The following is a 6,858-nucleotide window of genomic DNA, read 5'->3' on the forward strand; positions in this document are numbered from 1 at the left end:
CTTATCCAGGGATTTTTGCAATTTTCCCCTGTTCAATGTAGACAAGCAAAATTGAAATATCAGCCGGATTTACGCCGGAAATGCGCGATGCCTGGGCAATCGAGATCGGGCGCACTTTGTTTAATTTTTGGCGCGCTTCTGTTGCCAGCCCGTGGATCGCATCATAATCAATATCAGACGGGATTTTTTTGTCTTCCAGCTTTTTCATCCGTTCCACTTGCTGCAATGATTTTGCGATATAGCCTTCATATTTGATCTGGATTTCCACCTGTTCTTCCACTTCAGGCGGAAGTTCCGTTTCAGGCGGCACAAGCGCTTTGATATGTTCATACCGCATTTCCGGCCGTTTCAGGAGATCAGCGGCGTGGATGCCGTCTTTCAGTTCGCTTCCTCCCGCTTCCCGGATCAGTGTCTGCGTTTTTTCATCCGGTTTCAGAATGACGGATTTCAAACGCTTGATTTCCGCTTCAATCGCCTGTTTTTTCGCCGTAAATTTCCGGTAACGTTCTTCGGAAATCAAGCCGATTTTATAGCCAATTTCAGTCAGCCTGAGATCTGCATTGTCATGGCGCAGCAGCAGGCGGTATTCGGCACGGGAGGTCAAAAGGCGGTACGGTTCGCGCGTTCCTTTTGTGACCAGGTCATCAATTAAAACACCGATATAAGCATCGGAACGACCGAGGACAAGTTCTTCTTTCCCCAGTGCTCTCTGCGCTGCATTGATGCCGGCAATAATCCCCTGCCCGGCTGCTTCTTCGTAACCGGACGTCCCGTTGATTTGGCCGGCTGTATAAAGGTTCTTCACTTTTTTCGTTTCGAGTGTCGGCCACAGCTGGGTCGGCGTGATCGCATCATATTCAATTGCATAACCGGGGCGCATCATTTTTGCATGCTCCAGCCCTTCAATTGAGGCTAAAATTTCCCTTTGCACTTCTTCCGGCATGCTTGTTGAGAGCCCTTGTACATATACTTCTTCAGTGTGGCGGCCTTCCGGTTCCAGGAAGAGCTGGTGGCGGGGCTTGTCATGGAAGCGGACGACTTTGTCTTCAATCGACGGGCAATAACGCGGCCCGGTGCCTTTGATCATGCCGGAAAACATCGGCGCGCGGCCGAGATTGGCGTCAATAATGGCATGGGTGCGTTCATTGGTGTAAGTCAGCCAGCAAGGGAGCTGGTCCGTGATCACCTTCGCCGTTTCATAACTGAATGCCCGCGGTTCCAGATCGCCCGGCTGGATTTCCGTTTTGCTGTAGTCAATCGTTTTGCCGTTTACGCGCGGCGGCGTCCCGGTTTTAAACCGGACGAGGTCAAAGCCGAGCTCTTCCAATTTTTCAGCGAGGGCAATGGAAGGCTGCTGGTTATTCGGGCCGCTTGAATATTTCAATTCCCCGATAATAATTTCGCCGCGCAGGAACGTGCCGGTCGTCAGCACAACCGTTTTGGCTGTATATTTTGCGCCGGTTTTTGTAACAACTCCTTTGCAGATGCCGTCATCAAGCACGAGTTCCTCGACCATTCCTTGCAAAAGCGTCAAATTTTCCTGGTTTTCAATGGTTTTTTTCATTTCACGTTGGTATTCGACTTTATCCGCTTGGGCCCTGAGCGCCTGCACGGCCGGCCCCTTTCCGGTATTCAGCATCCGCATTTGGATATAGGTTTTATCGATATTCCTGCCCATTTCACCGCCGAGTGCATCGATTTCGCGGACGACGATCCCTTTTGCCGGACCGCCGATCGACGGGTTGCACGGCATGTAGGCAATCATATCGAGATTAATCGTGATCATTAACGTTTTGGCACCGATTCTTGCGGCGGCCAGGCCTGCTTCACAACCGGCATGCCCGGCGCCGACTACAATGACATCATAGTCTCCTGCATCGTATTGCCGCATGCTTATCACTCCTTCATTTTATAAAATCAAACGTCCTCCGCTTTTCTTTGTCTAGCTGCGGGCGTTATCGGCTAGCGGATTTTCCGGCCTCTTCCCTACGATAAGCGGGCATCGGCTCGTTCCTCGCCGTGTTTCCTTTATCCCGCATTAACGGGCAGTAAGACCCCCGCCACAGGTATGATAAAAATATGACACAATAGGCTAAGCGGGGGTCAACTGCCCGTAAATGTCCGATTGGTTCAACTTGCAATCATCAGGGCCGTGGCCCTGATGATTGCAGTTTCACTCAATCTCAGTCAGAGGCCTAATAAAATCCGTACGCCGATAAGCAAACGCCCTCCGCTTTTCTTATTGTCCAGCTCCGGCTCCTAGCGGCTAGCGGATTTTTACGTCTTCTCCTTTCGATAAGTCAACATCGATTCACCTGTCGGCTCATCGTGTTTCCTTTATCTCGGTCGAAGACTACAAAATCCGTACGCCGCTGTACAGTCGCCTCCGCTTTTCTTATTTCCCGAGACAGAATTGGGAGAAGAGTTGGTTCAACAAGCTTTCCTGGACGGTGTCGCCGATGATTTCGCCGAGCAGGTCCCATGTCCGGGTCAGGTCGATTTGGATAATATCAATCGGGGTATTAGATTGAATGCCGTTTTGCACATCTTGAATGGCTTCCAATGCCTGGTTCAAAAGCGCAATATGGCGGCTGTTTGAAACATATGTCAGGTCGCCTGTTTCCATCTGCCCTTCAAAATACATCGCAGCAATCGCATCTTCCAATTTCTCCATGCCTTCCTCTGTTACAAGCGACGTGGTGAGGATTTTCGCGCCTTGCGCAAGTTGGCGGACGCTTTCCATCTCCACTTGATGCGGCAGGTCCCACTTATTTAAGATGACAATCACATCCATGCCTTCCACAGCTTCAAACAATGCCTTATCTTCCGGGCTGAGCGGCTCGGATGAGTTGATAACAAGCAAAATCAAATCCGCTTCCTTGAGCGCTTTCCGCGAACGTTCCACACCAATTCGTTCTACGATATCTTCTGTTTCGCGGATGCCTGCGGTGTCAATCAGGCGCAGCGGCACACCGCGGACATTGACGTATTCTTCGATCACATCGCGTGTCGTGCCGGGAATATCGGTGACAATGGCCTTATTTTCCTGGACAAGGCTGTTTAATAATGATGATTTTCCGACATTCGGGCGGCCGATAATAGCCGTTGACAACCCTTCCCGCAAAATTTTTCCCTGGTGCGCTGTCCGCAACAGTTTTTCGATTTCATTTTTGATGTACTGTGCTTTCTCTTCCAGCATGCGGTGCGTCATCTCTTCAACATCGTCGTATTCCGGATAATCAATATTGACTTCGATATGCGCGACGACTTCCAATATTTCCTGGCGCAACCTTTTGACCAGTTTCGACAATCTGCCTTCCATCTGGCCGATCGCCACGTTCATCGCTTTATCCGTTTTGGCGCGGATTAAATCCATGACAGCTTCCGCTTGTGAGAGATCGATACGTCCGTTCAAAAACGCCCGTTTTGTAAACTCACCCGGCTCAGCAAGGCGCGCACCGTTGTTTAAAACGAGCTGCAATACCCTGTTTACAACGACGAGCCCGCCATGGCAGTTGATTTCCACGACATCTTCGCGCGTGAACGTTTTCGGCGCTTTCATCACGCTTACCATCGCTTCCTCAACGGTTTCTCCAGTGTCCGGGTCGACAATTTTCCCATAATGGATCGTGTGCGAAGGGACATCCGCCAGTTTTTTCCCGCCGACACCTGCAAATAATCGATTCGCAATCGAAATCGCATTTTCGCCGCTCAGCCGGACAATCGAAATCGCTCCCTCTCCCATCGGCGTCGAGATCGCCGCAATTGTATCCATTTCCATTTTTTCACCCCGCTTCCTTTTTTGGTCATTTATATAAAAGATTGGCACTCTGCTTTCTTTTTTTCACCTAACGTAATAGAATACCAAATTTTTTCGCGAATACAAGTGATATGTTCTTTTTCACAATCCACAAAAAGCCGATAACTCCATTTTAACTTATCCACATGTGAATAACAACGGCAGAAAAAGCTGATTATCCCAGGTTGTGGATATGCCGGCTTTTTTTCATGCGGCAAAAAAAAGGCTGCACGCCCGGTGGGTACAGCTAAAAAAAACGCCTCCCCCGGTTTCCCGGATGGAGGGCGTTTAATGCTTTGCCAAATCAATGACAACATACCGTTTTGGTTCATTTCCTTCTGAATAGGTGATGACCTGTTTATGATGGGCGAGCGCACTGTGGATGATTTTTCTTTCATAGGATGGCATCGGCTCCAGCTTTACCGGCCGTCCGGTGCGCAAAACCTGGGCAGCAAGCCTTTCCGCAAGCCGGTTTAGCGCCTCTTCCCGCCTTTCCCGGTAATTGCCAATATTAAGCATCACTCTTTCATAATGCGGATAATACCGGTTTGCGGCCAGCTGCGTAAGAAACTGCAACGCATTTAAAGTTTGTCCCCTTTTTCCGATCAGCACCGACAGGTTTTCGCCCGTCACGTTAATATGCAATGTCCGGTCATGTTCTTCGAATTGGAGGCCGGGGGAAACCCCCATTTTTTCGATAATATTGCGCAAATAAGAGAGCACTTGTTCAACCGGCGTCTCTTTCAGCCGGACACGGACGACAGCCGGTTTCGCGCCGAACAGGCCGAATATGCCCTTTTTGCCTTCATCAAGGATCTCAATCTCCACATTTTCTTTTTCCGCTTCAAGCTCCTGAAGGGCCTGGTTGACAGCATCCTCTACATTTTGCCCTGTTGCGGTCGTTTCTTTCATTTTTTCGTCCCCCTGGCTTTTGCGTTTTGGACAGGCATGCTTGCAGCAGGACTTTTAATGAAATACGACTGGACAATCATAAAGATGTTCCCGACAATCCAGTACAGCGGCAGCGCGGACGGGAGCCCCACGCCGATCACAATAATCATGATGGGCATAAACCAAAGCATCATGTTCATTTGCATTTTCATTTGCGGATTTGCATCATAATTCCCCCCGGACATCATCACTTTTTGCTGGAGAAAGGTGGTGATGCCGGCAATCACAGCAAGCACATAATCCGCGGACCCGAGGTCAAACCAAAGAAAAGAGGACTCGCGGATGGCCGGCGTCCGGTTGATGGCATGATAAAATCCGATTAATATCGGCATTTGGATTAAAATCGGCAGGCATCCTGCAGCAGGATTAATATGGTACTCCTGATACAGTTTCATCATTTCCTGCTGGAGTTTTTGCCGTGTTACCGCATCTTTTGACGCATATTTTTCCTGCAGTTTTTTTATTTCAGGCTGGAGTGCCTGCATGGCTTTCGCACTTTTTAGCTGGGTAATATTCAGCGGCAAAATGGCTAGGCGGATGATAATCGTAATCAAAATAATGGACAGCCCGTAGCTGCCCCCCAGAAACCGGGCTGCCTTTATAATCAGCCAGGATAAGGGATATACAATATACTGGTTCCAGATTCCTTTGCTTTCCGGTGTGATATCCTGGTTAAATTCCGTACAGCCAGCCATCACGGCGGCAAGGGCAAGTACCATTCCAGCCAGCGCAAACTTTTTTCCCAATCGTTTGTCCTCCCCTGTATGAGATTTCAGCAAAAAACGCTTACTTTTTCAGATGTTCCAAAGCAGCCGGATGCTGCCGCACGCCCTGGTAAATTTCTTCTTTTATTCTAACTTTTTTTAAGGGCATTGGCTATTTTCAGAACGTGGATTAAGCTCTTTTTGACTTCATGGTAATTCATCTCGGCCGCCGGTTTTCTGGCGATAATAATATAATCATATCCGGGCGGGATGTCTTCTTTCAACTCTAAAAACACTTGCCGGATATATCTTTTGATTTCATTTCTTTTGACGGCATTCCCCAGCTTCTTGCTGACGGAAAGCCCGATTCTGAAATGTTTCCGGTTTTTCTTTTTCAGCACGTATACAACAAACTGGCGGTTTGCGAACGACTTCCCGTGCTTGAAAACCTCCTGAAATTCTGTATTTTTTTTTACCCGATAAGATTTTCTCATATATACTCCTTCTGTCCTGCCAACAGTGATGCAGCCAAAAGCGGCGGCCGGAACCGCCTTTTTAGTTAAAAAAAACCACTGAGACTTTTCAGTGGTTATGCGGATAATACTTTTCTTCCTTTGCGGCGCCGTCTTGCCAATACTTTGCGGCCGTTTTTTGTGCTCATGCGCGCACGGAAGCCGTGGACTTTGCTTCTTTTTCTTTTATTTGGCTGATAAGTTCTTTTCATGTATGACACCTCCTCGAGGGAATTCGTTCGAATGATAAACGACAGTCTATATTATTATAATGACGAACTTTCCTGCTTGTCAAGGCTCTCCAAAACTCCGCGTACCTGGCATTCGTCTCCCCGCTTAAAATAACGGGCCGTTTTTCCAGCTCCGCTTCCGTGCTCTTCTGGTCCAAAACGGCGTCCTGTTTCCGCGAAAAACGGGGCGGGATGATCCCTTCCGGTTATCATCCGCTATTTTTCCGCACAGCCGGAATGTGGATAATTTTTTGGCGGATTTTCAAGTATCCACAACAATTATTGACAAGTTTCACACAAATTCAGAGCATGTGGATAATGATTTTTCACACCTTTTGCGAATTGTGGATAATTTACAAAGATCATTGCAACACCTAAGATTATCTGTTATGATTATTGTGTTTTAACCCTGAATAACCGGTTGTGTATAACTAATTCATCCACAGTTTGTGGATAACTTGTGGACAGTTTATCCAAACCATTGGAATAAAGTTGTCCACAATTGGTGGATGATGTCGAAATTCCGGATTTATTCCTTATTATATATTTTTCCACCATACAAACATATGCATGTTTATAAATGGCCACAACCTTCGCCGAAACAATGTTACACAGACAGAGAGAATGGTTATTTTTCGTTTGATAAAAAGGAGGGATTGGCG

The 6,858-nt window shown here is 47.8% G+C and carries 7 protein-coding genes; all 7 read right to left on the bottom strand.

Features of this window, described 5'->3' with window-relative positions; all coding sequences use genetic code 11:
• Position 1: 1 nt before the first annotated feature.
• Entirely contained in the window at positions 2–1,891 is a 1,890-nt protein-coding gene (mnmG, locus tag NSU00_RS15895; protein WP_013860899.1) for a tRNA uridine-5-carboxymethylaminomethyl(34) synthesis enzyme MnmG, read from the bottom strand.
• Positions 1,892–2,395: 504 nt separating this feature from the next.
• Positions 2,396–3,781 (bottom strand): tRNA uridine-5-carboxymethylaminomethyl(34) synthesis GTPase MnmE, encoded by a 1,386-nt coding sequence (gene mnmE, locus NSU00_RS15900; protein WP_340703153.1) that lies wholly within the window; start codon positions 3,779–3,781, stop codon positions 2,396–2,398.
• 29 nt (positions 3,782–3,810) lie between these two features.
• Positions 3,811–4,131 carry a hypothetical protein gene (locus NSU00_RS15905; RefSeq protein ID WP_315959014.1) on the bottom strand — a complete coding sequence of 107 codons (321 nt, stop codon included), beginning with the start codon at positions 4,129–4,131 and terminating at the stop codon, positions 3,811–3,813.
• Positions 4,088–4,711 (bottom strand): RNA-binding cell elongation regulator Jag/EloR, encoded by a 624-nt coding sequence (gene jag, locus NSU00_RS15910; RefSeq protein ID WP_340703154.1) that lies wholly within the window; start codon positions 4,709–4,711, stop codon positions 4,088–4,090. Before jag ends, NSU00_RS15905 begins: the two co-directional genes overlap by 44 nt.
• Positions 4,708–5,496 carry a membrane protein insertase YidC gene (gene yidC, locus NSU00_RS15915; RefSeq protein WP_013860902.1) on the bottom strand — a complete coding sequence of 263 codons (789 nt, stop codon included), beginning with the start codon at positions 5,494–5,496 and terminating at the stop codon, positions 4,708–4,710. Before yidC ends, jag begins: the two co-directional genes overlap by 4 nt.
• Before the next feature lie 107 nt (positions 5,497–5,603).
• Positions 5,604–5,948, bottom strand: a complete 345-nt coding sequence (gene rnpA, locus NSU00_RS15920) for a ribonuclease P protein component (protein WP_013860903.1) — start codon at positions 5,946–5,948, stop codon at positions 5,604–5,606.
• Positions 5,949–6,043: 95 nt separating this feature from the next.
• Entirely contained in the window at positions 6,044–6,178 is a 135-nt protein-coding gene (gene rpmH, locus NSU00_RS15925; RefSeq protein WP_003397591.1) for a 50S ribosomal protein L34, read from the bottom strand.
• Between the last annotated feature and the right edge of the window lie 680 nt (positions 6,179–6,858).

The organism is Weizmannia sp. FSL W8-0401, from assembly GCF_038009125.1.
In the GTDB taxonomy this organism is placed as follows: Bacteria; Bacillota; Bacilli; order Bacillales; family Bacillaceae_C; genus Weizmannia; species Weizmannia coagulans.